At 70.8% G+C, this 22,163-nt stretch carries 20 protein-coding genes; 12 read left to right on the forward strand and 8 right to left on the reverse strand.

Annotation, left to right across the window (positions count from 1 at the left end):
- The 3 genes from AOZ53_RS31805 to AOZ53_RS31815 form a co-directional block, all read right to left on the reverse strand.
- Window positions 1–949: hypothetical protein (locus tag AOZ53_RS31805; RefSeq protein ID WP_054490900.1), on the reverse strand; the 949-nt coding region annotated here is incomplete at its 3' end.
- Window positions 946–1,608: a response regulator transcription factor gene (locus tag AOZ53_RS31810; protein WP_054428596.1), complete on the reverse strand. Its 663-nt coding sequence runs from the start codon at window positions 1,606–1,608 to the stop codon at window positions 946–948. The genes AOZ53_RS31810 and AOZ53_RS31805, both read right to left, overlap by 4 nt.
- The gene (locus AOZ53_RS31815) at window positions 1,608–1,955 is read right to left on the reverse strand and encodes a PepSY domain-containing protein (RefSeq protein ID WP_054490903.1); all 348 of its coding nucleotides are present in this window, start codon (window positions 1,953–1,955) and stop codon (window positions 1,608–1,610) included. Before AOZ53_RS31815 ends, AOZ53_RS31810 begins: the two co-directional genes overlap by 1 nt.
- A 197-nt stretch (window positions 1,956–2,152) precedes the next feature.
- Here AOZ53_RS31815 and AOZ53_RS31820 point away from each other — a divergent pair, with 197 nt between their 5' ends.
- The 6 genes from AOZ53_RS31820 to AOZ53_RS31845 all read left to right on the forward strand — a co-directional run bounded on the left by AOZ53_RS31820 (window position 2,153) and on the right by AOZ53_RS31845 (window position 8,346).
- Window positions 2,153–2,479 (forward strand): PepSY domain-containing protein, encoded by a 327-nt coding sequence (locus AOZ53_RS31820; protein ID WP_054428598.1) that lies wholly within the window; start codon window positions 2,153–2,155, stop codon window positions 2,477–2,479.
- A gap of 10 nt (window positions 2,480–2,489) precedes the next feature.
- The gene (locus tag AOZ53_RS31825; protein ID WP_054475970.1) at window positions 2,490–3,824 is read left to right on the forward strand and encodes a ferredoxin reductase family protein; all 1,335 of its coding nucleotides are present in this window, start codon (window positions 2,490–2,492) and stop codon (window positions 3,822–3,824) included.
- A 165-nt stretch (window positions 3,825–3,989) separates the two neighbouring features.
- Window positions 3,990–4,442 carry an azurin gene (gene azu, locus AOZ53_RS31830; RefSeq protein WP_054475969.1) on the forward strand — a complete coding sequence of 151 codons (453 nt, stop codon included), beginning with the start codon at window positions 3,990–3,992 and terminating at the stop codon, window positions 4,440–4,442.
- An 87-nt stretch (window positions 4,443–4,529) separates the two neighbouring features.
- On the forward strand, window positions 4,530–5,234 hold the full coding sequence (locus AOZ53_RS31835; RefSeq protein ID WP_054490905.1) for an SDR family oxidoreductase: 705 nt from the start codon (window positions 4,530–4,532) through the stop codon (window positions 5,232–5,234).
- Window positions 5,235–5,386: 152 nt separating this feature from the next.
- Window positions 5,387–6,949, forward strand: a complete 1,563-nt coding sequence (locus tag AOZ53_RS31840) for a DUF1800 domain-containing protein (RefSeq protein WP_054475966.1) — start codon at window positions 5,387–5,389, stop codon at window positions 6,947–6,949.
- Window positions 6,946–8,346, forward strand: a complete 1,401-nt coding sequence (locus AOZ53_RS31845) for a DUF1501 domain-containing protein (protein ID WP_054460431.1) — start codon at window positions 6,946–6,948, stop codon at window positions 8,344–8,346. The genes AOZ53_RS31840 and AOZ53_RS31845 overlap by 4 nt, the downstream gene beginning before the upstream one ends.
- Here AOZ53_RS31845 and AOZ53_RS31850 read toward each other — a convergent pair.
- Both AOZ53_RS31850 and AOZ53_RS31855 read right to left on the reverse strand, forming a co-directional pair.
- The gene (locus AOZ53_RS31850) at window positions 8,303–9,271 is read right to left on the reverse strand and encodes a Bug family tripartite tricarboxylate transporter substrate binding protein (protein ID WP_054475963.1); all 969 of its coding nucleotides are present in this window, start codon (window positions 9,269–9,271) and stop codon (window positions 8,303–8,305) included. The two genes, AOZ53_RS31845 and AOZ53_RS31850, sit on opposite strands and share 44 nt — an antisense overlap.
- 59 nt (window positions 9,272–9,330) lie before the next feature.
- Window positions 9,331–10,473: a 4-oxalomesaconate tautomerase gene (locus AOZ53_RS31855; RefSeq protein ID WP_054476124.1), complete on the reverse strand. Its 1,143-nt coding sequence runs from the start codon at window positions 10,471–10,473 to the stop codon at window positions 9,331–9,333.
- 61 nt (window positions 10,474–10,534) lie between these two features.
- Here AOZ53_RS31855 and AOZ53_RS31860 point away from each other — a divergent pair, with 61 nt between their 5' ends.
- The 5 genes from AOZ53_RS31860 to AOZ53_RS31880 all read left to right on the forward strand — a co-directional run bounded on the left by AOZ53_RS31860 (window position 10,535) and on the right by AOZ53_RS31880 (window position 13,811).
- Window positions 10,535–11,461, forward strand: coding sequence for a LysR family transcriptional regulator (locus AOZ53_RS31860; RefSeq protein WP_054460429.1), 927 nt, complete (start codon window positions 10,535–10,537; stop codon window positions 11,459–11,461).
- Between the two features lie 9 nt (window positions 11,462–11,470).
- Complete coding sequence (locus AOZ53_RS31865) at window positions 11,471–11,935, forward strand: GNAT family N-acetyltransferase (RefSeq protein WP_054428605.1); 465 nt, start codon at window positions 11,471–11,473, stop codon at window positions 11,933–11,935.
- 147 nt (window positions 11,936–12,082) lie between these two features.
- Window positions 12,083–12,451: a COG4315 family predicted lipoprotein gene (locus tag AOZ53_RS31870; RefSeq protein WP_054428606.1), complete on the forward strand. Its 369-nt coding sequence runs from the start codon at window positions 12,083–12,085 to the stop codon at window positions 12,449–12,451.
- 30 nt (window positions 12,452–12,481) lie between these two features.
- Window positions 12,482–12,994, forward strand: coding sequence for an RNA polymerase sigma factor (locus tag AOZ53_RS31875; protein WP_006390948.1), 513 nt, complete (start codon window positions 12,482–12,484; stop codon window positions 12,992–12,994).
- A 1-nt stretch (window position 12,995) separates the two neighbouring features.
- Complete coding sequence (locus tag AOZ53_RS31880) at window positions 12,996–13,811, forward strand: anti-sigma factor family protein (RefSeq protein WP_054428607.1); 816 nt, start codon at window positions 12,996–12,998, stop codon at window positions 13,809–13,811.
- Window positions 13,812–14,182: 371 nt separating this feature from the next.
- Here the strand turns inward: AOZ53_RS31880 and AOZ53_RS31885 are convergent, their stop codons facing one another.
- Genes AOZ53_RS31885 through atzF form a run of 3 tightly spaced genes read right to left on the reverse strand, consistent with a single transcriptional unit; the run spans window position 14,183 to window position 20,396 of the window.
- Window positions 14,183–14,920 (reverse strand): GntR family transcriptional regulator, encoded by a 738-nt coding sequence (locus AOZ53_RS31885; RefSeq protein ID WP_369816858.1) that lies wholly within the window; start codon window positions 14,918–14,920, stop codon window positions 14,183–14,185.
- Window positions 14,905–18,540, reverse strand: coding sequence for an urea carboxylase (uca, locus tag AOZ53_RS31890; protein WP_054490907.1), 3,636 nt, complete (start codon window positions 18,538–18,540; stop codon window positions 14,905–14,907). Before uca ends, AOZ53_RS31885 begins: the two co-directional genes overlap by 16 nt.
- Before the next feature lie 26 nt (window positions 18,541–18,566).
- Window positions 18,567–20,396, reverse strand: coding sequence for an allophanate hydrolase (gene atzF / locus AOZ53_RS31895; RefSeq protein ID WP_054490909.1), 1,830 nt, complete (start codon window positions 20,394–20,396; stop codon window positions 18,567–18,569).
- A 371-nt stretch (window positions 20,397–20,767) separates the two neighbouring features.
- Between atzF and urtA the strand changes: the two genes are divergently transcribed.
- Window positions 20,768–22,021, forward strand: a complete 1,254-nt coding sequence (urtA, locus tag AOZ53_RS31900) for an urea ABC transporter substrate-binding protein (protein WP_054428609.1) — start codon at window positions 20,768–20,770, stop codon at window positions 22,019–22,021.
- The last annotated feature ends 142 nt before the right edge of the window (window positions 22,022–22,163 follow it).

Consider the following 22,163-nt stretch of genomic DNA (forward strand, 5'->3'; position numbering starts at 1 on the left):
CCCGCAGCGGCGTGCGCCCGCCGGCCGTGCCCGACGCCGCCGCGGCCCGCGCCCGCGCCAGGTGATGGTCGATCTGGCGCTGCGCCATCGCCACCTGCTCGCGCGCCAGGCGGGCGAAGGCGCCATCCTCGCGCGCGGCCGCGTTGCCCAGGATGGTGAGCGGGGTCTTGACCGCGTGCGCCAGGTTGCCGGCCTGCGTGCGGGCGCGCTGCACGATGTCCGCGTTCACCGCCAGCACGCGGTTGAAGTCGTCCACCAGCGGCTGGATCTCGCTGGGAAAGCGGCCGTCGATGTGCAGGCTGTTGCCGCCCTGCTGCGCCGCCAGCTGGCGGCGCAGCCGTCCCAGCGGCCGCAGTCCGACCGCCACCTGCACCACCGCCGCCGCCACCAGGCCGGCGGCCAGCGCCCCCAGCGACAGCAGCAGCATGTGGTTGAAGCGCTCGATCGGCTCGGCCAGCACCGCGCGGTCGGCCGCCACGATCAGGCGCAGCGTGACGGCGTCGGCGTCCTCGGGCTTGAGCAGGCGCGTCAACGCGCTCAGGCGATGGTCCTGCGGGCCGGCGATGTCGTAGACGCCGTCGGCGCTGTCGGCCGCGGGCAAGGCCAGTACCTGGTCCCACAGCGAGCGCGAGCGCGCCACGCCGGCGGCCGCCACGCGGCCGTTGTCGTCGAGGCGGTCGATCTGCCAGTACAGGCCCGACAGCGGCAGCTCCAGGCGCGGGTCGCTCAGGGGCGAAGCCACCGTCGGCCGCCCGTCCGGCGCCACGCTGACCGCCGCCGTCAGCTGGTTCATGTGCAGCGCCAGTTCGGCCCGCAGCTGTTCGGTGATGTGCTGGCGGAACAGGCTGGCCAGGCCCCAGCCGGCCAGCACGACGGTGACCGCGATCCAGGCCAGCGTGCCCGCCAGCAGGCGCCAGCGCAGCGAGCCGGGCGCGCGCGCCGCCGTCATGCGGGACAGGCCAGCCGGTAGCCCAGCCCGCGCACCGTTTCGATGGTGTCGGCCGGCAGCTTCTTGCGCAGGCGGCCGATGAAGACGTCGATGGTGTTGGAATCGCGGTCGTGGTCCTGCGCGTAGATGTGCTCGATCAGTTCGCCGCGCGAGACGACTTCGCCGGCGCGCTGCATCAGCACCGCCAGCACCTTGAATTCGTGGCTGGTCAGGTTCAGCGGCAAGCCGTCGACGGTGGCCTTGGCCAGCCGCGTGTCGAGCATCAGCGGGCCGCAGCGCCATTGCGCGCTGGCGTGATTGCTGTGGCGGCGCAGCAGCGCGCGCACGCGCGCCAGCAATTCTTCCATGTGGAACGGCTTGGTGAGATAGTCGTCGGCGCCGGCGTCGATGCCGGCGACCTTCTCGTGCCAGTTGGCGCGCGCGGTCAGGATCAGCACCGGCATGCCGCGCCCGGCGGCGCGCCACTGCTTGAGCACGGTCAGGCCGTCCATCACCGGCAGGCCCAGGTCCAGCACCACCACGTCGTAGGTCTCGACCTCGCCCATGTAGTGGGCGGTGGCGCCGTCGGCCGCGGTGTCGACGGTGTAGCCCGCGTGGCGCAGGGCGTCGGCCAGTTGCGCGGCCAGGGTCGGTTCGTCCTCGACGACAAGCATGCGCATCAGTGTCGGTTCCTGAATTGGATGTCGCGCCCCTTCATGCCCAGCACGGTGCCGTCGCGCGCGTCGATCTTCAGCTTCACCAGGCTGCCGCCGGGCTGCAGCAGGCGGATCTCGTACAGGAACACGCCGTCGTCTTCCTCGAACTCGACCTTCACCACCTGGCCGGGAAAATCGCGCTCGACGATGTCCAGCACCGAGCGCAGAGGCAGCACCTTGCCGGCCTGCAGCGCCTGCCGCGCCTGCTCGTGGTCGCTCTCGTCGGCCACGCCCGCGCCCGGGCTGGCGGCCAGCGCCAGGACCAGCGCGCAGCCGGTCAGCCAGAGTGCGATGCGCGAACGTGCGGTCATGGGGTTTCCGTGAGGGGAACGCGTCCAGGGTAACCCGGCGCGCGGGGGAAAAACAGGGGAAGACAAGCGTCTCATTTATAGCGGATCAAACATGAACGGCGGGTGAACGGCGGCTTCAGAACGGGTTCATGCGCCCGCCCGAATAATGACGTCATGGCCGATCCACGGCCCGACTTCGACCTTCAGGAGAGAACCGCATGAACCCGATCCGCAAGACCCTGTCCGCCCTGGCCATCGGCGCCGCCGCCCTCGCCGGCACCGCCGCGCTGGCGCAGACCGCGCCCCAGCCCGCCGCAGCACCGGCCGCCGCAGCTCCCGCCCAGGCCGCGCCCGCCGCGCAGATCCTGACCGTGCGCCAGATCTACGACACGCTGACCGCTGCGGGCTACCGCAACATCACCGAGATCGAGCTGGAGCATCAGCGCGGCTACGACGTCAAGGCCGACAACCCGCAGGGCCAGCGCGTGAAGCTGCGCGTGGACGCGCAGACCGGCGCGGTGTTGCGCAGCCGTATCAAGGACTGAGGCAAGCGCCATGAAAACCCGTTCCGCCCTGGGCCTCTTCCTGCTCGCGCTGACCGGCGCCTGGGCGGTCGACGCCCTCCTGCTGCAACCGGCATCCGGGGCCGCCTGGCCCTGGGCGCTGCGGCAGCAGGCCCTGTATCTGACTGGCGTCTGGTCGATCGGACTGATGTCGCTGATCATGCTGCTGGCGCTGCGTCCGGCCTGGCTGGAAGGCCCGCTGGGCGGCATGGACAAGGTCTACCGGTTGCACAAATGGGCCGGCATCCTGGCCATCGGCGCGGGCGCGGCGCATTGGCTGATCAAGCTGGCCAGCACGCCGCTGAAGGCGCTGGTCGGCATCGAAGGACGGCCGGCGCGCGACGCCGTGCTGGCCATGCTGACCGATTCGCGCGGCCTGGCCAAGGACCTGGGCGAATGGACGATCTACGCGCTGCTGGCCATGCTGGTCATCACGCTGTGGCGTCGCTTTCCCTACCACGCCTGGCGCATCGTCCACCGCGCCATGCCGCTGGCCTATCTGATACTGGCGTTCCACACCCTGGCGCTGGCGCCGGCCTATTACTGGACCGGGCCGACCGGCGTGCTGCTGCTGCCGCTGATGGCGGGCGGAGCCTGGGCCGCGTTGCTGTCGCTGGCCGGCCGCGTCGGCCAGGGCCGGCGCGTGGCGGGCCGGGTGACGGCGCTGGCGCAGCGCCCCGGTGACATCCTCGAAGTCACCTGTGAACTCGATGCGCGCTGGCCCGGCCACGCCGCCGGCCAGTTCGCCTTCGTCACCTTCGAGCGCGGCGAGGGCGCGCACCCGTTCACCATCGCCAGCGCGCCGCATCCCGGACGCCGCGACGTGACGTTCCAGATCAAGGCGCTGGGCGACTACACCCGACGCCTGGCGGCCACGCTGCGCGAGGGCGCGCCCGTCACGGTCGAGGGACCCTATGGCCGCTTCGAACGCCCCGCCGATCCCGCCGCCGGCCCTCAGGTGTGGATCGCGGGCGGCATCGGCGTCACGCCGTTCCTGGCCTGGCTGGAAGCGGCGCGCGACGCGCCCCGCGCTCCGTCGCCCGTGTGGCTGCATTATTGCGTGCGCGACGCCGGCGCCGACCCGTTCGTGGAGGTGCTGCGGCAACGCTGCGAACGGCTCGACAACGTCACCTTGCAGGTGCATAGCGCGGCCGATGGCCAGCGGCTGGACGCCGCCGCCCTGGCGCAGGGCGAAGTGGCCGCCGGTCGGGTCGCCGATGTCTGGTACTGCGGCCCCGCCGGGCTGGCGACCGCGCTGCGCAAGGGACTGCGGCGCCTGGGACGCGGCCGCATCCACTGGCACCAGGAAGCCTTCGACATGCGCTAGCCGGGTCCAGGCCAAGTCACTGGCGCGGGTTTGCGCTGCGTCAAACCCGCTGCCGGCTGCCCGGCCTCGAAGGGCGTAGACTGGGGAGAGAATACGGAAACCACCGCGATACCGCGCCTGCGGGCGCCGCGGCCCCTCTCCCCCGTCCCCCCTGGAGGCACGAACATGCTGTTGAAGAATCTCTGCGCCGCGACCGTCCTGGCCCTGGCCTCGGCCCCGGTGCTGGCCGCCGAATGCTCGATCGATATCGCCGGCAACGACCAGATGCAGTTCGACAAGAAGGAAATCACGGTCAGCAAGAGCTGCAAGCAGTTCACCGTGAACCTCAAGCACCCCGGCACGCTGGCCAAGAACGTCATGGGCCACAACTGGGTGCTGACCAAGCAGGCCGACATGCAGGGCGCCGTCAACGACGGCATGGCCGCCGGCCTGGACAACAACTACGTCAAGAAGGACGACGCCCGCGTCATCGCCCACACCAAGGTGATCGGCGGCGGCGAGACCGATTCGGTCACCTTCGACGTCAGCAAGCTGGCCGCCGGCCAGGACTACGCCTACTTCTGCTCGTTCCCCGGCCATTTCGCGCTGATGAAGGGCGTGCTCAAGCTGGTCGACTGATCGCCCCTGCCGGCCTCGCGGGATCTGCGCGGGGCCGCCGCGCCCGCCCCTACAATGGCCGTTTTCCGACACCCTGGGGAACGACGCATGAGCACGGATAAAGTGGCAATCATCACCGCCGGCGGCAGCGGCATGGGCGCGGCGGCGGCGCGCAAACTGGCGGCCGACGGCTACCGCGTGGCGATCCTGTCCTCGTCCGGCAAGGGCGAGGCGCTGGCCGCCGAGCTGGGCGGCCTGGGCGTGACCGGCTCGAACCGCTCGCCCGAGGACCTGGCCCGGCTGGTGGACGCGACCCTGCAGCAGTGGGGCCGCATCGACGCCGTGGTCAACAGCGCCGGCCACGGCCCCAAGGGCCCGCTGCTGGAAATCAGCGACGACGACTGGCACCTGGGCATGGAGTTCTACCTGCTCAACGTGGTGCGCATCGCGCGCCTGGTGGCGCCGGTCATGAAGCGCCAGCAATCCGGCGCCATCGTCAACATCTCGACCTACGCCACCTTCGAACCGGAAGCGCTGTTCCCCACGTCCGGCGTGTTCCGCGCCGGCCTGGCCGCGTTCACCAAGGTGTTCGCGGACGAATACGCCGAGCACAACGTGCGCATGAACAACGTGCTGCCCGGCTTCATCGACAGCCTGCCGGAAAAGGAAGACCGGCGCGTGCGCATCCCGATGGGCCGCTACGGCACCGCCGAGGAAGTGGCCGACCTGATCGCCTTCCTGGCTTCCGACGCCTCGTCCTACATCACCGGGCAGAACATCCGCATCGACGGCGGCATCACCCGTTCGGTGTAATCCACGCGGCCCGGCCCGCCCCCGCGCGGGCCGGCGCGCCGCTCGCGCGCGCCTCGTGCAAAAGGATTAGTCCCTCGTCCGAATGGCGGTCTTGAAGCCCCCCTGGCGCTTCGCTACCGTAGGCTTTCGCATTCGACCCCGGGGCTGCCTGCATGTCCGCGTCGCCGTCCGGAGCGGCCCCGCCCGCTTCCGCTGAAACCCGCCCGCCCACGCCCGGCCAGGCCTCGCGCTTTTTGGCGCAGGCCACCTTCGGCCCGACGCCGGCGCTGATCGACGCCGTGGCGCGCGACGGCTACGCCGGATGGCTCGACGCGCAACTGGCGCTGCCGCCCTCGCAAAGCCATTTCGACTGGCTGCTGCAGCAAGGCAAGGACACCGAGGCCTACAAGGGCAACGGCATCAACGCGCCGCTCGAATCGACGCTGTGGCGCAAGTTCATCAGCGCCGAGGACCAGGTCCGCACCCGGGTGGCGTTCGCGCTGTCGGAGATCTTCGTGGTCGGGGTGGCGTCGATCACCGCCAACTGGCCGCTGTTCGGCGCCGCCGGCTTCATGGACCTGCTGGCCGAGCATGCCTTCGGCAACTACCAGGACCTGCTCACCGCCGTCACCCGCAACCTGTCGATGGGCTGCATGCTGACCTATCGCGGCAACCGCAAGGAAGACCCGCGCACCGGCCGCCATCCCGACGAGAACTATGCGCGCGAGGTGATGCAGCTATTCAGCATCGGCCTGGTCGAACTGAACCGCGACGGCACGCCGCGCCTGGCCAACGGCGCGCCGGTGGAAACCTACGACAACGCCGACGTGCAGGGCCTGGCCAAGGTCTTCACCGGCTGGGACCTGGACGGTCCCGAGACCGACGTGCAGTTCCACCGCCGGCCGATGGCGCTCAATCCGGCGCTGCATTCGCTGGCCGAAAAGCGCTTCCTGGGCGCGGTGATTCCGCCCGGCACCGACGGCCACCTGTCGCTCAAGCGCGCGATGGAAGTGATCAGCGCGCATCCCAACGTAGGGCCGTTCATCGGCACGCAACTGATCCAGCGGCTGGTCACCAGCAATCCGAGTCCGGCCTACGTCGGCCGCGTGGCGGCCGTGTTCGACGACGACGGCCACGGCGCGCGCGGCAATCTCAAGGCGGTGGTGCGCGCCATCCTGCTGGACGACGAGGCGCGCCACCCCGATCTGGCCGCGCCGGGCTGGGGCAAGGTGCGCGAGCCGATCCTGCGTTTTTCCGGCTGGGCGCGGGCGTTCGGCGCCACCTCCACCAACGGCGCCTGGGCCATGCCCGACACCACCGACAACACCATCCGGCTGGCGCAGAGCCCGATGCGCTCGGCCAGCGTGTTCAATTTCTTCCGGCCGCGCTACACGCCGCCCGTCACCGAGCTGGCGCGGCGCGGCCTGGTCGCGCCGGAACTGCAGATCACCGATGAAACCAGCATCGCCGGCTACCTGAACTTCGTGGCCATCTACGTCGATCGCGGCTGGGAAGACCTGCAGACCCCGTACACCGCCGAGATCGCGCTGGCCGCCGACGCCGATGCGCTGGTGGCGCGGGTCGTGCTGCTGCTGGCGGGCGACGCCTTCAGCGCGGCCACGGCGCAGGCCATCGCGCGGGCGGTCGACACCCTGCCGCGCGAACGGCCGCTCGACCGGGTGCGCGCCGCCATCACGCTGGTGGCGGCCAGCCCCGAATACCTGGTGCAGAAATGAGAGCCGATCGCCGCGAATTCCTGCTGCGCGCCTGCGCCCTGGGCGCGAGCCACGCGGCGGCGCCGCTGGCGCTGAACCTGGCGGCGCTGGGCGCGGCGGCCGCGCAGTCGGCGCCGCCGGGAGACTACAAGGCGCTGGTGTGCGTCTTCCTGTACGGCGGCAACGACCCGTTCAACACGCTGGTGCCGTTCGACCCCGCCGCCTATCGCGCCTACGCCGCGGCGCGCACCGACATCGCCTTGCCGCGCGAGGCGCTGCAGGCCACGGCGCTGCGTGGCGCAACGCCCGCCGCCGGTGGCGCGCAGTTCGCGCTGGCCCCATCGCTGGCGCCGTTGGCGCCGCTGTTCGAGCGCGGCGAGATGGCCGCGGTGCTGAACGTCGGCCCGCTGGTGACGCCCACCAGCAAGGCGGACTACATCGGCGCGCGCGTGCCGCTGCCGCCCAAGCTGTTCTCGCACAACGACCAGCAATCGTACTGGCAGGCGCTGGCGCCGGAAGGTGCTTCCTCCGGCTGGGCCGGCCGCCTGACCGACCTGTACGCCGACATCAACGCGCAGCGCAGCTTCACCGGCATCACCGCCGGCGGCAGCACCGTGCTGCTGGCGGGCCGCCACGTCGCGGGTTACCGGGTCGGCGTGAACGGCTCGACCCGCATCGAGCTGCTGACGCGCGACATGTATGGCTCCAGCGCCTGCACCGCGCTGTTGCGCCAGCTGATCACGCAACCGCGCGAGCACCTGATGGAGCGCGAGATGTCACGCATCGCGGCGCAGTCGATCGACGCCGACGCGCGGCTGCGGACGGCCTTGTCGGGCGTGGCGGTGCCGGGCGATTTCGCCTCGCCGCTGGCGCAGCAGTTGAAGATCGTGGCGCGCATCATCGCCGCGCGCCAGGCGCTGGGCGCGCGCCGCCAGGTGTTCTTCGTGTCGCAGAACGGCTACGACAACCACACCGGCCTGAACGACACCCATCCCGCCCTGCTCAAGGAGCTGGGCCAGGCGCTGGCGGCGTTCCAGGCGGCGCTGGCGGGCCAGGGCGTGGCGCGCCAGGTCACCACCTTCACCGCCTCGGAATTCGGCCGCACGCTGGGGTCGAACGGCAACGGCTCGGACCATGGCTGGGGCGCGCATCATTTCGTGCTGGGCGGCGCCGTCAACGGCGGCCGCTACCACGGCGCGCATCCCGAGATCGCACCGGACGGCCCCGGCTTCGTCGACAACGGCCGGCTGCTGCCGACGCTGGCGGTGGAGCAGCTGGGCGCGGCGCTGGGCGGCTGGTTCGGCGCCAGCGCGGACGACCTGCGGCTGGTGTTTCCGAACCTGCGCCATTTCGACGCCGCGCCGCTGGCGCTGTTTACAGCGCCGCGTGAATCGTCGACGCCAGGCGCTTCCACTTGACGGCTTCCTCGCGCACGAACGCGGCGAGCTCGGCCGGCGTGCTGGTGCGCACTTCGGCGCCCTGGTCGTCGATCTTGCCGGCCACGGCCGGATCGTTGAGCGCGCCATTGAGCGCGGTGTTGAGCTTGGCGACCACCTGCGGATCGGCGTTGGCGGGCGCGAACACCGCGTACCACTGCGCCACGTCCACGCCCTGCACGCCCAGTTCGGCCAGCGTCGGCATGTCGGGCAGCACCTTGGCGCGGCGCGTGCCGGCCACGCCCAGCGCGCGGATCTTGCCCGACTTCAGGTGCGGATAGGCGCTGAACAGGCTGGGAAACATGACCTGGGTGACGCCCGCCAGCGTGTCCGTCATGGCTGGCGCCGAGCCCTTGTAGGGAATCTCCAGCATGGCCGCGCCGGTGGCGCGGTTGAACAGCTCGCCCGCCACCGCCGGCGCCGTGCCCGGGCCGGCCGAGGCGTAGCTCAGGCCGTCGGGGTGGGCCTGGCCGTACTTGAGCAGGCCCGGCACGTCCTGCACGCCGATGCTGCTGGACACCACCATCAGCGTGGGCGAGTCGGCCACCATGCCGATCGCGGTGAAGTCGCGCACCGGATCGTAGTTGAGCTTCTGCAGCGCCGGGTTGATGCCGTGCGTGCCGATGTAGCCCAGCATCAGGGTGTAGCCGTCGGCCGGCTGGCGCGCCACGTAGTCGGCGGCGATGGCGCCCTGCGCGCCGGGCTTGTTGACCACGATGACGGTCTGGCCCAGCAGTTCGCCCATCTTCTGCCCGATCACGCGGGCCAGGGTGTCGTTGCCGCCGCCGGCGGCGGTGGGCACCACCATGGTGATGGCGCGTTCGGGAAATTCGGCGTGCGCGGCCGGGCTGCCCAGGACCAGGCAAAGGGCGGCGGCGCACAGGGTGCTGCGGGTGGGGAAAGCCATGTCATGTCTCCTGAGGGTTCTGTGGGCGGTCTCTGCGGACCGCTGGGTCTTGTGTCGGTCTAGGCCGCCACCGGCTGGCGCGTGGCCAGCCGGTGGCGGGCGTCCTGCTCCTGCCGCGCCGCGCCATAGCGGCCCGGCACGTACAGCAGGCCCTTCATGATCTTGCGCGCGGTGCGCACCAGGCCGGCGGCGCGCACTTCGCCGCTGGCCGCGTCCAGGTTCACGTCGATGTCCATGCCGCCCGACGGGTGCTCGATGCGCACGCCGCGATAGCCCGCCCTGGGCGCGGGCCCGCCGCAATCATGCGCCACGGTGCCCGGCATGAGGAAGGCCGCCGCCACGCCGACGGCGCCGGTGGCGGCGTGGGCGCGGTGGCAGGCGTGCGGCGTGAAATAGCGCGAGCGCACGGACAGGATGGCCGGATCGCTGCCGGGCGCCAGCAGCACCGGCTTGGGAATGACGCTGTTCGATACGTCCCCCAGCCCCATGCGGGCGCCGGCCTCGCGGCGAATGCGCTCCAGGCGCGCCAGCAGCGCCGGGTCGGCGTCCAGCTCGGCCGGCGACTCGTCGCCGCGCAGGCCGAAGTCGGCGGCGCGCAGCAGCACCATCGGCATGGCCGCGTCGATCAGCGTGACGGCCACGCCGTCCACGGTTTCCTGCCGTTGGCCGGTGGGGAACAGGCGGCCGGTGACCGCGCCCCAGGCGTCCAGGAAGTTCAGGCGCACCGGCGCGGCCACGCCCGGCACGCCGTCGATGCGCGCCTCGCCTTCGTAGGTCAGGCGGCCGCCCGGCGTCTGCACCACCGCCTCGATCACGGCGCCGGTGTTGACGTTGTGCACCCGCACCGCGGTTTCGCCGTCGGCCGCGGCGATCAGGCCCTCGTCGATGGCGAAGGGCGCGGCGCCCGACAGCATGTTGCCGCAGTTGGGACGGGTGTCGACGCTGGCGCGGTCCACCGAGACCTGCGCGAACAGATAGTCGATGTCGCAGTCCGGCCGGGTCGAGCGCGACACGATCGCGACCTTGCTGGTCAGCGAGTTGCCGCCGCCCAGGCCGTCGACCTGCAGCGCGTGGGGCGAGCCCATGGCCTGCAGCAGCAGCCGGTCGCGCTCGGCGGGATCGGCGGGCAGCCAGTCGCTGAGGAAGAAGGGGCCGCGGGAGGTGCCGCCGCGCATCAGTACGCAAGGGATGATCGTTTCCATGCGGTGCATTCTGCGACGGCGCGGCTATTATTTGAATTGCAACTTACGGATGGATTAATGCATGGCACGCATCAATTTCGATTTGCAGGAATTGCAGGCCTTCGTGGCCGTGGCCGAACGCGCCAGTTTCCGCGCCGCGGCCGAAGACCTGAACCTGTCGCAGCCGGCGCTGAGCCGCCGCATCGACAAGCTGGAGGACCTGCTGGGCGCGCGCCTGCTGGAACGCACCACGCGCCGCGTGGCGCTGACGCACGTAGGCCGCATCTTCCTGGAACGGGCCCGCGGCGCCATCGACGAACTGGAGCGCGCGGTGCTCAGCATCGGCGACCTGGCGGCGCAGCGCGGCGGACTGGTGACCGTGGCCTGCGTGCCGTCGGTGGCCTATTACTTCCTGCCCGCCATCATTCACGACTACGCCGAGCGCTTTCCGCGGATACGGGTCCGCATCATCGACGAGACCGCCCACACCGTGCTCAACAGCGTGGTGACCGGCCGCGCCGACTTCGGCATCAGTTTTTTCGGCACCCAGGAGCCGGACGTGGATTTCAAGGCGGTGCTGCGCGAGGATTTCGTGTTGGCGGTGCGCCGCGACCATCCGCTGGCCGCGCGCCGCAGCGTATCGTGGGAGGAGCTGTCGCAGGAACGCTTCATGACCGTGGCCAAGGAAAGCGGCAACCGCCTGCTGATCGACGACGCCCTGGCCAAGAGCGGCAAGCGCACCGTCAGCGCCTTCGAGGTCAGCCACGTCATGACCCTGCTGGGCCTGGTGGAAGCCGGCCTGGGCGTGGCGGCGGTGCCCCAGCTGGCGATGCCGCCGGCCGGCCACCCCACCCTGGCGGGCATCAAACTGGAGCATCCGCGCGTCACCCGCAGCCTGGGTTTGATCTCGCGCAGGGGCCGCCCCCTGGCGCCGGCGGCGCAACAGCTCTATAACCTCATCCACCAGGCCGGCAAAAGCGCCAAGCGTGGTCCCCTCAAGCAACCCTGAAGCCGCACCATGAGCCCCCATTCCCTGGCGCTGCAAGCCGCCACCGAAGACGACCTGCCGTTCCTGCTGTCGCTGCGCAAGGCGACCATGACCGAACACCTGGCGCGCGCCGGCGCGCCGCAGGACGATGCGCATCACCTGGCGCGCATCCGCTACCACTTCGACGACGCCCAGATCGTCTGGCTGCACGGCCGCCCGGCCGGCCTGTTCAAGACCTTCCGCGACCCGGCCGGCTGGCGCGTCGTGCAGATCCAGATCGACCCGGCCTTCCAGGGCCAGGGGCTGGGCCGGCGCCTGCTGGCGAGCCTGCTGCGGCAGGCGGACGACGAAGGCGCCCCGGTCACCCTGTCCGTCCTGAAGGGCAACCCCGCCCGCCGGCTCTACGAGTCGCTGGGCTTCACCCCCGTGGAGGAGACCGCCCTGGAAATAGAAATGCGCTACGAACCCGCCCCGCCCGCCAGCGGCCACGCCTGACGGCGGCCGTTGCCCAGGGCCCGCGCGAGGCTCGGTTGGATCGTCATCCCCGGCCCTCCACAATTTTTTGTCCCGCGGCGGAATATTCCCGTTCCGCCCGGCGTCTGTAGAGGGCAGTCCCCCACTTTCCCATCTACGAGGCACGACATGCGTACTCAAATCGCCGCAGCCCTGGTTCTCTCCTCCGCCGCCCTGTTCTCGGCCGGCGCCCACGCCCAGGCCGTCAAGACCCAGGACGGCGTCCTGGTCAACAGCGCCGGCATGACCCTGTACACCTTCGACAAGGATGCCGGCGGCAAGAGCGCCTGCAACGACCAGTGCGCCAAGATCTGGCCCCCGGTCACCGCCGCCGCCGACGCCAAGGCCTCGGGCGACCTCAGCATCATCACCCGCGACGACGGTTCCAAGCAGTGGGCCTACAAGGGCAAGCCCGTCTACCTGTACGCCAAGGACGCCAAGCCGGGCGACAAGACCGGCGACAACTTCAAGGACGTCTGGCACGTCATCAAGCCCTGATCCGGCCGCGCCGCCCATCCACGCCCGACCATGCGCGCCGACGACGAAGCCGCGATCCTGGCCTGCATCCCCAGCCTGCGGCGCTACGCCCGCGGGCTGACGGGCGACCCGCACCGGGCCGACGACCTGGTGCAGGACACGCTCGAACGCGCCTGGAGCCGCTATTCGCGCTGGCAGCGCCGCGGCGAGCTGCGGGCCTGGATGTTCGGCATCATGCATAACCATTTCATCGACGGCGTGCGCGCCAACCACCGGCAGGCCGAACAGGCCGGCGCGGGCGACCTGCCCGACGTGCCGGTGCGCGCCACGCAGACCGACCACCTGGAGGTGCGCGACCTGGACCGCTGCCTGCAAGGCCTGCCGGCCGAGCAGCGCGAAGTGCTGCTGCTGGTGTGCGTGGAAGACCTGTCGTACCAGGAAACCGCGCAGGTGCTGGGCGTGCCGATCGGCACGGTCATGTCGCGCCTGTCGCGCGCCCGCGAACGGCTGGGCGCCCTGATGCAAGGCCAGGAACCCGCCAGCCGGCTCCATCGCGTGAAATGACATGAACGACAAACGCCTCCACGCCGTCCCCAACGCCGGCAACCCGATCACCGAAGCCGACCTGCACGCCTACGCCGACGGCCAGCTGCCGCCCGGCCGCCACGCCGAGGTCGACGCCTTCCTCGCCGCCCACCCGCAGGACCTGGCCCGCGTCCACGCCTGGCAGGCCCAGCGCCGCGCCCTGCATGCCCTGCTCGACCCGGTGCTGGACGAACCCCTGCCCCTGCGCCTGCCGCTCTCGCCCCCCGCGCGCCGCCTGCCGTGGCGCGCCCTGGCGGCCGGCATCGCCATCGCCGCCATCAGCGCCAGCAGCGCCTGGCTGGCGCGCGGCGCCCTGGACGCCCGCCATCTGCAGACCGTATTGGCCACCGCCGCCCCCGACCGCGCCGCCGGCGGCTACGCCCAACGCGCCGCCATCGCCCACGCCGTCTACGCCCCCGACATGGGCCGCCCCGTCGAAGTCAGCGGCGACAACGAAAAAGCCCTGGTCACCTGGCTCACCAAGCGCCTGGGCGCCCCCGTGCGCGCCCCGTCCCTGACCCACGCCGGCTACGACCTCGTCGGCGGCCGCCTGCTGCCCGGCGGCAGCGGCCCCGTCGCCCTCTTCATGTACGGCGCCCCCGACGGCCAACGCCTGACCCTCTACGTCACCCGCGAAGCCGCCGGCGGCCAGACCGCCTTCCAATTCACCCAGGAAGGCCCCGTCCGCGTCTTCTACTGGGTCGAAGGCCAATTCGGCTACGCCCTCTCCGGCGCCGTCAGCCGCGACGAACTCCAACGCCTCTCCGAAGAAGTCTACAAACAGCTACAAGGCTGACCCCGGGCGCGGGCGCAAGCGCCCGCGGCGCAGCCACTGCGCGCAGCGACCACCGCCCCGACGCCCCACACCGCGTATGCAAAAAAAGGGCCGCCCGCGCGGCCCTTTTTTTGCGGGCCCCGCAAACTCCTCCGCCCCCCCAACGACGCTGAGCAGAACGCCAAGCAACCCGCTCACCCCACCACCCGCCGCATGGAGACGCACGAGCGGCGGGCTGCGGCGGCCGGGTGGGTGCGGGGCGTGTAGATGCGCCCGAGGGAATCTGAAGGGAGCCGCAGGCGGACGAAGATGACGACGGGGCAGTCCGGAGCGAAGGCTCCGGACCGCAATCGTAGCCCCGCACCCACCCGGCCGCCGCAGCCCGCCGCGCCTCAAGAACCCTCCCGAGCCACATGCAACATATGCAGCGTAATCTTCCGAACCTCAGCCTTGCTCATCTCAATATGCCCCCGCAACATCCTCCCCGCCGCCTCCCCCCGCCGAGCCAGCACCGCCCGCAAAATCGCCCCATGCTCCTCATACGTCGCATCCACCCGGAACTCCTTGGTGAAATCCAGCCGCCGCACGATCCGGATCTTCTCCGTCACCTCCCGGTGTATCAGCGCCATCTCCGCATTCCCGGCAGCCGCCACCAGTGAGCAGTGAAAGGCCTCGTCCAGCTCCGCCACCATCCGCCCATCCAGGATGCGCTGCGCCGGCGGCACCAGCCACACATCCGCCAACGCCCCCAGCAGCCCGCGCTCATCCATCTGCTCGCGCGCGCACAGCCTTTCCACCGCCGCCAGCTCCAGCACCACGCGCACGTCGTACAGCGCCTCGAAGCGCTCGAAATCGAACGGCCGCACCTGCCAGCCGCTGCGCGGGCTGGGCAGCACGAAGCCCTCGCGCTCCAGCCGCGCCAGCCCCAGCCGCACGGGCGTGCGGCTCACCCCCAGCCGCAACGCCAGCTCCGCCTCGGTGAAGCGGTCGCCCGGCAGCAACCGGAAATCGAACAGCTCATCCTTGATGCGCTGGTAGACCTGGTCCGCCAGCGAGCCCGCCAGCGCCGGCGCCTGCCGCAGCGCCGGGCTGATGCGCACCGGATCGCGCAGGGTCAGGTCACGGGGCACGTGGCGTCCTCGGCCAGCACCAGCAGCGCGTCGCCGGCATTGACCGGCTTGCCCGGCACGCAGCGGATCGCCGTCACCGTGCCCGACACCGGCGCGATCACAGACAGTTCCATCTTCATGGCCTCGACCACCACCAGCGTGTCGCCGGCCGCCACGCTCTGGCCCACCTGCACCGGGATCTTCCAGATGTTGCCGCACATGTCGGCGCTAACCAGGCGCTCGCCCTCGCGCAACGCGGTCTCGGGTTCCGGCGCGGCCTCGGCCTGCGCCACCGCCACATCCTCGTGCTTCCACAGCGCCACCTCGGCGTCGAACGCCGTCTTCTGGCGCGCCTGGAACGCGCCGATGCTGTCGGCCTGCTCGGCCAGGAAGCGCTGGTGCGCGGCGAAGTCGAACACCTCCTCCTCGATCCGCACCGTGGCGCGGCCCTCGCGGAAGTCCTCGCGCAGCGTGTCCAGCTCGGCCTCGCTCACCGGGTAGAAGCGCACCTGGTCGAAGAAGCGCAGCAGCCACGGCTTGCCGTCCTGGAACACCGGGTTCTTCAGGAACTTGTTCCAGATCGGCAGCGTGCGGCCCACCAACTGGTAGCCGCCGGGCGAATCCATGCCGTAGATGCACATGTAGACGCCGCCGATGCCCACCGTGCCCTCGGCCGTGAAGGTGCGCGCCGGGTTGTACTTGGACGTCAGCAGGCGGTGGCGCGGATCGATCGGCACCGCGCATGGCGCGCCCAGGTAGACGTCGCCCAGGCCCATGATGAGGTAGCTGGCGTCGAACACGATGCGGCGCACGTCCTCGCGGCTGGCCAGGCCGTTGATGCGCTGGATGAAGTCGACATTGTTCGGCAGCCACGGCGCGCTGGCGCGCACGGTTTCCTGGTAGCGCTGCACCGCGCCCAGCGTGGCCGAGTCCTCGAACGCCATGGGCAGGTAGACCACGCGGGTCGGCACTTTCAGCGTCGCCACGTCGGCCAGTTGCGATTCGATCTGCAGCAGGCGGTCGATCAACGCCTGCTGCAGGATCACGCGGCTGTCGTAGCGGATCTGCAGCGAGCGCACGCCCGGCGACAGCTCGCGCACGCCATCGATCGGCCGCGCCGCCAGCGCATCCATCAGCAGGTGGATGCGCATGCGCAGCGCCAGGTCGAGCACGTTGTCGCCGTACTCCAGCAGCAGGTAGCCGTCGCCCGCCTGGCGGTACGACACCGACGGGCGCGCGTCCGTGGCCGGCAGCGCGGCGATGATGGTTTCCGAGGCCGTGGCGGGCGGCGCCGACGGCGTGGTGGCCCGCGGCGCCACGGCGCGCAGCTGTTCGACGCTGCGATCCTGCGCCGCTTCGCGCGCCACCGCCTCGGCATAGTCGATGCGCACGAAGCGGATGCGGTCGCCCGGCTTGACCTGGCCCACCTTCCACAGTTCGGCGCGCGCGATCGTCACCGGGCAGACGAAGCCGCCCAGGCTGGGGCCGTCGCGCGTCAGGATCACCGGGCTGTCGCCGGTGAAGTTGATGCTGCCGATGGCGTATTCGCAGTCATGGATGTTGGACGGATGCAGGCCGGCCTCGCCGCCGTTCTCGCGCGCCCAGGTCGGCTTGGGGCCGGTCAGCCGCACGCCAAGGCGGTTGGAGTTGTAGTGCACCTCCCAGTCGGCGGCGAAGAAGGCCTCGATGGCTTCGGGGCGGAAGAAGTCCGGAGCGCCATGCGGGCCGTACAGCACGCCGATCTCCCAGGCGTTGCCATAGGCGGGGATCAGCTCGGCCGGCGCGGCCTGCGGCGCGTTCACCGGCGGCTCGGCGTTCGCGGCCGGCAGATCGGGGCGCACCACCGGCAGCATGTCGCCCACCCGCAGCGTGCGCCCGGCGTGGCCGCCGAACTGGCCCAGCGCGAAGGTCGAACGGCTGCCCAGGTAGACCGGCACGTCCAGCCCGTTGCGCACCGCCAGGTAGGTGCGGCAGCCGGACAGCGCCCGGCCCGTCGCCAGCACCTGGCCCGAGCGCACCGTGACCGGCTGCCACATCGGCACCGGCGCGCCATCGAGCGTGGCGGCGCATTCGGCGCCGGTCAGCGCGACGATGGCGTCGCCATGAAAGCGCAGCGTCGGCCCGACCAGCGTGGCCTCGATGCCGGCGGCGTCGGGCGCGTTGCCGACGATGCGGTTGGCCAGGCGGAAAGCGTAGTCGTCCATCGGCCCCGACGGCGGCACGCCGATGTCCCAATAGCCGGTGCGGCCCGGGTAGTCCTGCACGCTGGTGTAGGTGCCGGCCTCCAGCACCTCGATGGCCGCGGGCCGGTAGGTGAAGCCTTCCAGGAAACGCGTCGACAGCTGCCCGGCGCGAAAGCGCGCGTCGGCCACGATCTGGCGCAGATAGTCCAGGTTGGTGGCGATGCCGTGCAGGCGCGTGTGCGCCAGCGCGTCGGCCAGCTTGTCGAGCGCGGCCTCGCGAGTGTCGGCGTGCACGATCAGCTTGGCCAGCATCGGGTCGTAGAACGCCGGCACCTCGGTGCCGGTCTCGACCCAGCCATCGAGCCGCACGCCGGCCGGGAAATGCACCTCGGTCAGCACGCCGGGCGACGGCTGGAACTGGCGCAGCGGGTCCTCGGCGTACAGCCGCACCTCGATCGACGCGCCTTGCGGCGCGCGCGACATCGCGGCCAGGTCCAGCGGCTCGCCCGCCGCCACGCGCAGCATGCATTCGATCAGGTCGAGCCCGGTCACCGCCTCGGTCACCGGGTGCTCCACCTGCAGGCGGGTATTGACCTCCAGGAAGTAGAAGCTGTCGCGCGCCGGATCGTAGATGAATTCGACCGTGCCGGCCGAGCGGTAGGCCACCGATTCGCCCAGCTTGACCGCCGCCGCCAGCAGCGCCGCGCGGGTCGCGGCCGGCAGGTGCGGCGCGGGCGTTTCCTCGATCACCTTCTGGTTGCGCCGCTGCACCGAGCAATCGCGCTCGCCCAGCGCCAGCACGCGGCCGGCGCCGTCGCCGAAGATCTGCACCTCGACGTGGCGGGCGTTGTCCACGTAGCGTTCGATGAAGGCGCCGCCGTCGCGGAAGAAATGCTCGCCCATGCGCTGCACGCTGTCGAACGCCACCGTCAGCTCGGCCTCGTTGTCGCAACGCGACAGGCCGATGCCGCCGCCGCCCGCGGTGCTCTTGAGCATCACCGGATAGCCGATGCGCTCGGCCTGCGTCAGCGCCTCGCCCAGGCTGGCCAGCAGGCCCGTGCCCGGCGTCATCGGCACGCCGGCCTCGGCCGCCAGCTCGCGCGAGCGGTGCTTCAGGCCGAACTCGCGGATCTGCAGCGGCGTCGGGCCGACGAAGGCGATGCCGGCGGCCTCGCAGGCCTCGGCGAATTCGGCGCTTTCCGACAGGAAGCCATAGCCGGGGTAGATGGCCTGGGCGCCATGCTCGCGCGCGGCCGCCAGCAGCAGGTCGGTGCGCAGATAGCTGTCGACGGCCTTCTCGCCGCCCAGCGCCACGGCCACGTCGGCCTCGCGCACATGGGCCGCGTTGCGGTCGGGATCGGAATACACGGCAACGCTGCGGATGCCCAGGCGTTTCAGGGTACGGATGGCGCGGACGGCGATTTCGCCACGGTTGGCGATCAGGACGGTATCGAACACGGTTCGGCTCCCAGGGGCGATTGGCATTAGCGGGGGGTGGCGTTCAGGCTGGCGAGGTAGGCGCGCCAGCCGCCGAAGGCGGTGATGTCGCGGGCGCCGGCCAGGCCGCGCGGCTCGCAGATGAAACCCTTGACCTGGCGGCCGTCATGCAACGTCAGCGTGCCGATGCCCAGCGGCGCGGGGATCTCGGCCACGAAGGCGCCGAACGCCGCCAGCGGGATGTCCCACAGCTCCACCTCGATCGGCGCGCCGCTGTCGGACTTCACCAGGCCCGGCTTGGGCGGCGTGGTGTTGGCCAGCGCGTAGAGCCGGTAGTCGGCGGCGGTGCGGGTCTTTTCCACCAGCACCGCGCGGCGCGAGGTCAGTTGATGGTTCAGGGGCATGCCGGTCAGGTGCGCGCCCACCACGGCCACGCGCAGCAGTTCCGGGTCGGCGGCGGGCGGCCCCATCGGCGGCAGCGGCTGGCCCGTGGCGCCCAGCGGCAGCCCGCGCTGCGCCTGCCATTGGCGGCCGAAACGCGCCAGCGCGCGGTCCTGCCACGCCATGCCGATCAGCGTGATGCCGGCCGGCAGGCCGTCGCCGCGCATGCCGGCCGGCAGCGCCAGCGCCGACAGGTCGGCCAGGTTGGCGAAGTTGGTGTAGATGCCCAGTTGCGTATTGAGCCGCACCGGGTCGGCCTGCAACTGCGCGATGGTGTAGATCGACGGCGAGGTCGGCACCACCAGCGCGTCGAAGCCTTGCAGCGACTGGTGGATGCGGCGCGTCAGTTCGGCGCGGCGGTATTCGGCTTTGAAGGCGTCGAGCGCGTCGTAGTTGGCCGCGCCCTCGACGATGCCGCGCACCACCGGATGGATGGCCTCGGGCTTGTCGCGCCACAGCGCCTCGACCGCGGCGAAACGCTCGGCCACCCACGGCCCCTGGTACAGCAGCGCCGCCAGCTCGGCATACGGCGCGAAGTCGATGGCCTGGACCTCGGCGCCGCCGGCCTTGAGCGCCTGCACCGCCGCCTCGAACGCGGCGGCGGCCTGGGCGTCGCCGAAGAACTCCAGCCGGTCGGGCACGGCCAGCCGCGGCGTGGCGGGCCAGGGCGCGGCGGCGCCGGCCGGCTGTGCGCGCGAATAGGGATCGCGCTCGTCATAGCCGCCGGCGATGCCGGCCACGCGCTCGGCGTCGTCCACCGTCAACGCGAAGATCGACACGCAGTCCTGCGTGCGGCAGGCCGGCACCACACCCGCGGTGCTGAGCCAGCCCTTGGTCGGCTTCAGGCCGACGATATTGTTGAAGCCCGCCGGCACCCGGCCCGAGCCCGCCGTATCGGTTCCCAGCGAGAACGCCACCAGTCCGCGCGCCACCACCGAGGCGGACCCCGAGCTGGAGCCGCCGCTGATGTAATCGGGGTTGAAGCTGTTGGCCACCGCGCCGTGCGGCGAGCGGGTGCCGACCAGGCCCGTGGCGAACTGGTCGAGGTTGGTCTTGCCGATCAGGATGGCGCCGGCCGCGCGCAGGCGCCGCACCACGGTCGCGTCTTCGTCCGGCGTGTAGGCGAACGCGGGGCAGGCCGCCGTGGTCGGCCAGCCGGCCGCGTCGATGTTGTCCTTGATGGCGAACGGCACGCCGTACAGCGGCAGGCGGGCGCGGTCGCCGCCGGCGGCGGCCAGCAGCAGGCGCAGGTCGTCGAGCTGGCGCGCCAGCACCGGCGCGTCGACCCGCGTGATCCAGGCGTTGTCGGCGGCGTCGCCCGGCGCGGCGGCCAGCGGCCCCAGCAGCGTGTCGGGCGTGGCCCCGTCGTCATAGGCCGACTGCCATTGCGCGATCGTCCAACCGATGGGGCCCTTCTGCGTTGCTACGGCATTCATGCTGGAATCCTCTCTTGTATACAAGTACGGATTCCCAAGCAATACGCGTGCCATGTGCGCCGCGCCCCGTGTCCACGGCCCTGGCGCGCCGCCGCCCGCCGCCGCGCGCACCCACAGCGGGCAGCGCCCGCACCGGTTTTGTGCACGCGGCACCAGATTGAATCGCGCCGCCGCCCTCCCCGCGCCGCCCCTTTTCCCTATCGCTCCATACAGCGCATCGCGCCCGCGATGCGCCTGGCACGCCTTTTGCTTTTGAGTCCTGGTCACGCCCTTGCTTCGGCAGGGCCGCGCGCAGAGGTAGTTGGATGCAGTCCCAGGCTTTGAGACCGTTATTGCCGGCGCCGCCGGCTTCTTCCCATCCAGGAGTCACCATGAAACGCAGACTAGTCCTCAAGCAATTGACCGCCGCGAGCCTATTGGCCATGTCGGGCTGGACGCCGCAACTGTTCGCCGCCGAAGACACCATCAAGGTCGGCATCCTGCATTCGCTGTCCGGCACCATGGCCATCTCGGAGACGTCGCTCAAGGACGTGGCCCTGATGACCATCGACGAGATCAACGCCAACGGCGGCGTGATGGGCAAGAAGCTCGAAGCGGTGGTGGTCGACCCGGCCTCGAACTGGCCGCTGTTCGCCGAGAAGTCGCGCCAGCTGCTGTCGCAGGACAAGGTGGCGGTGGTGTTCGGCTGCTGGACCTCGGTGTCGCGCAAGTCGGTGCTGCCGGTGTTCAAGGAACTGAACGGCCTGCTGTTCTACCCAGTGCAATACGAAGGCGAGGAGCTGGAGAAGAACGTGTTCTACACCGGCGCCGCGCCCAACCAGCAGGCCATTCCCGCCGTGGAATACCTGATGAGCGAAGACGGCGGCGGCGCCAAGCGCTTCGTGCTGCTGGGCACCGACTATGTGTACCCGCGCACCACCAACAAGATCCTGCGCGCCTTCCTGCACTCCAAGGGCGTGAAGGACAGCGACATCGACGAGGTCTACACCCCGTTCGGCCATTCCGACTACCAGACCATCGTCGCCAACATCAAGAAGTTCGCCGCCGGCGGCAAGACCGCCGTCATCTCCACCATCAACGGCGACTCCAACGTGCCGTTCTACAAGGAACTGGGCAACGCCGGCCTGAAGGCCACCGACGTGCCGGTGGTGGCGTTCTCGGTGGGCGAGGAAGAACTGCGCGGCGTCGACGCCAAGCCGCTGGTGGGCCACCTGGCCGCCTGGAACTACTTCGAGTCGATCAAGAACCCGGTCAACGAGGAATTCATCAAGAAGTGGAAGGCCTACGCCAAGGCCAAGAACCTGCCCAACGCCAACACCGTGGTCACCAACGACCCGATGGAAGCCACCTACATCGGCATCCACATGTGGAAGCAGGCGGTCGAGCAGGCCAAGACCACCGACGTCGACAAGGTGATCGCGGCCATGGGCGGCCAGAAGTTCAATTCGCCGAGCGGCTTCTCGATCGAGATGGACAAGACCAACCACCACCTGCACAAGCCGGTCTACATCGGCGAGATCAAGGCGGACGGCCAGTTCAACGTGGTCTGGAAGAGCAAGGGCCCGATCCGCGCGCAACCGTGGAGCCCCTACATCCCGGGCAACGAAAGCAAGCAAGGCCTTTAAACCGGAACCGGAAGCGCAGCCATGCTGAATGCGGTCATCGCGAAATTCCTGCGTCACCTCCTGCTTGCATGGCTGCTGGCCGCGCCGGCGCTGGCCGCCCACGCGGCCGCGCCGGGCGTGGACCCGGCGCTGCTGGCGCCGC

Source organism: Achromobacter sp. 2789STDY5608621 (assembly GCF_001299375.1).
In the GTDB taxonomy this organism is placed as follows: domain Bacteria; phylum Pseudomonadota; class Gammaproteobacteria; order Burkholderiales; family Burkholderiaceae_B; genus Achromobacter; species Achromobacter insuavis.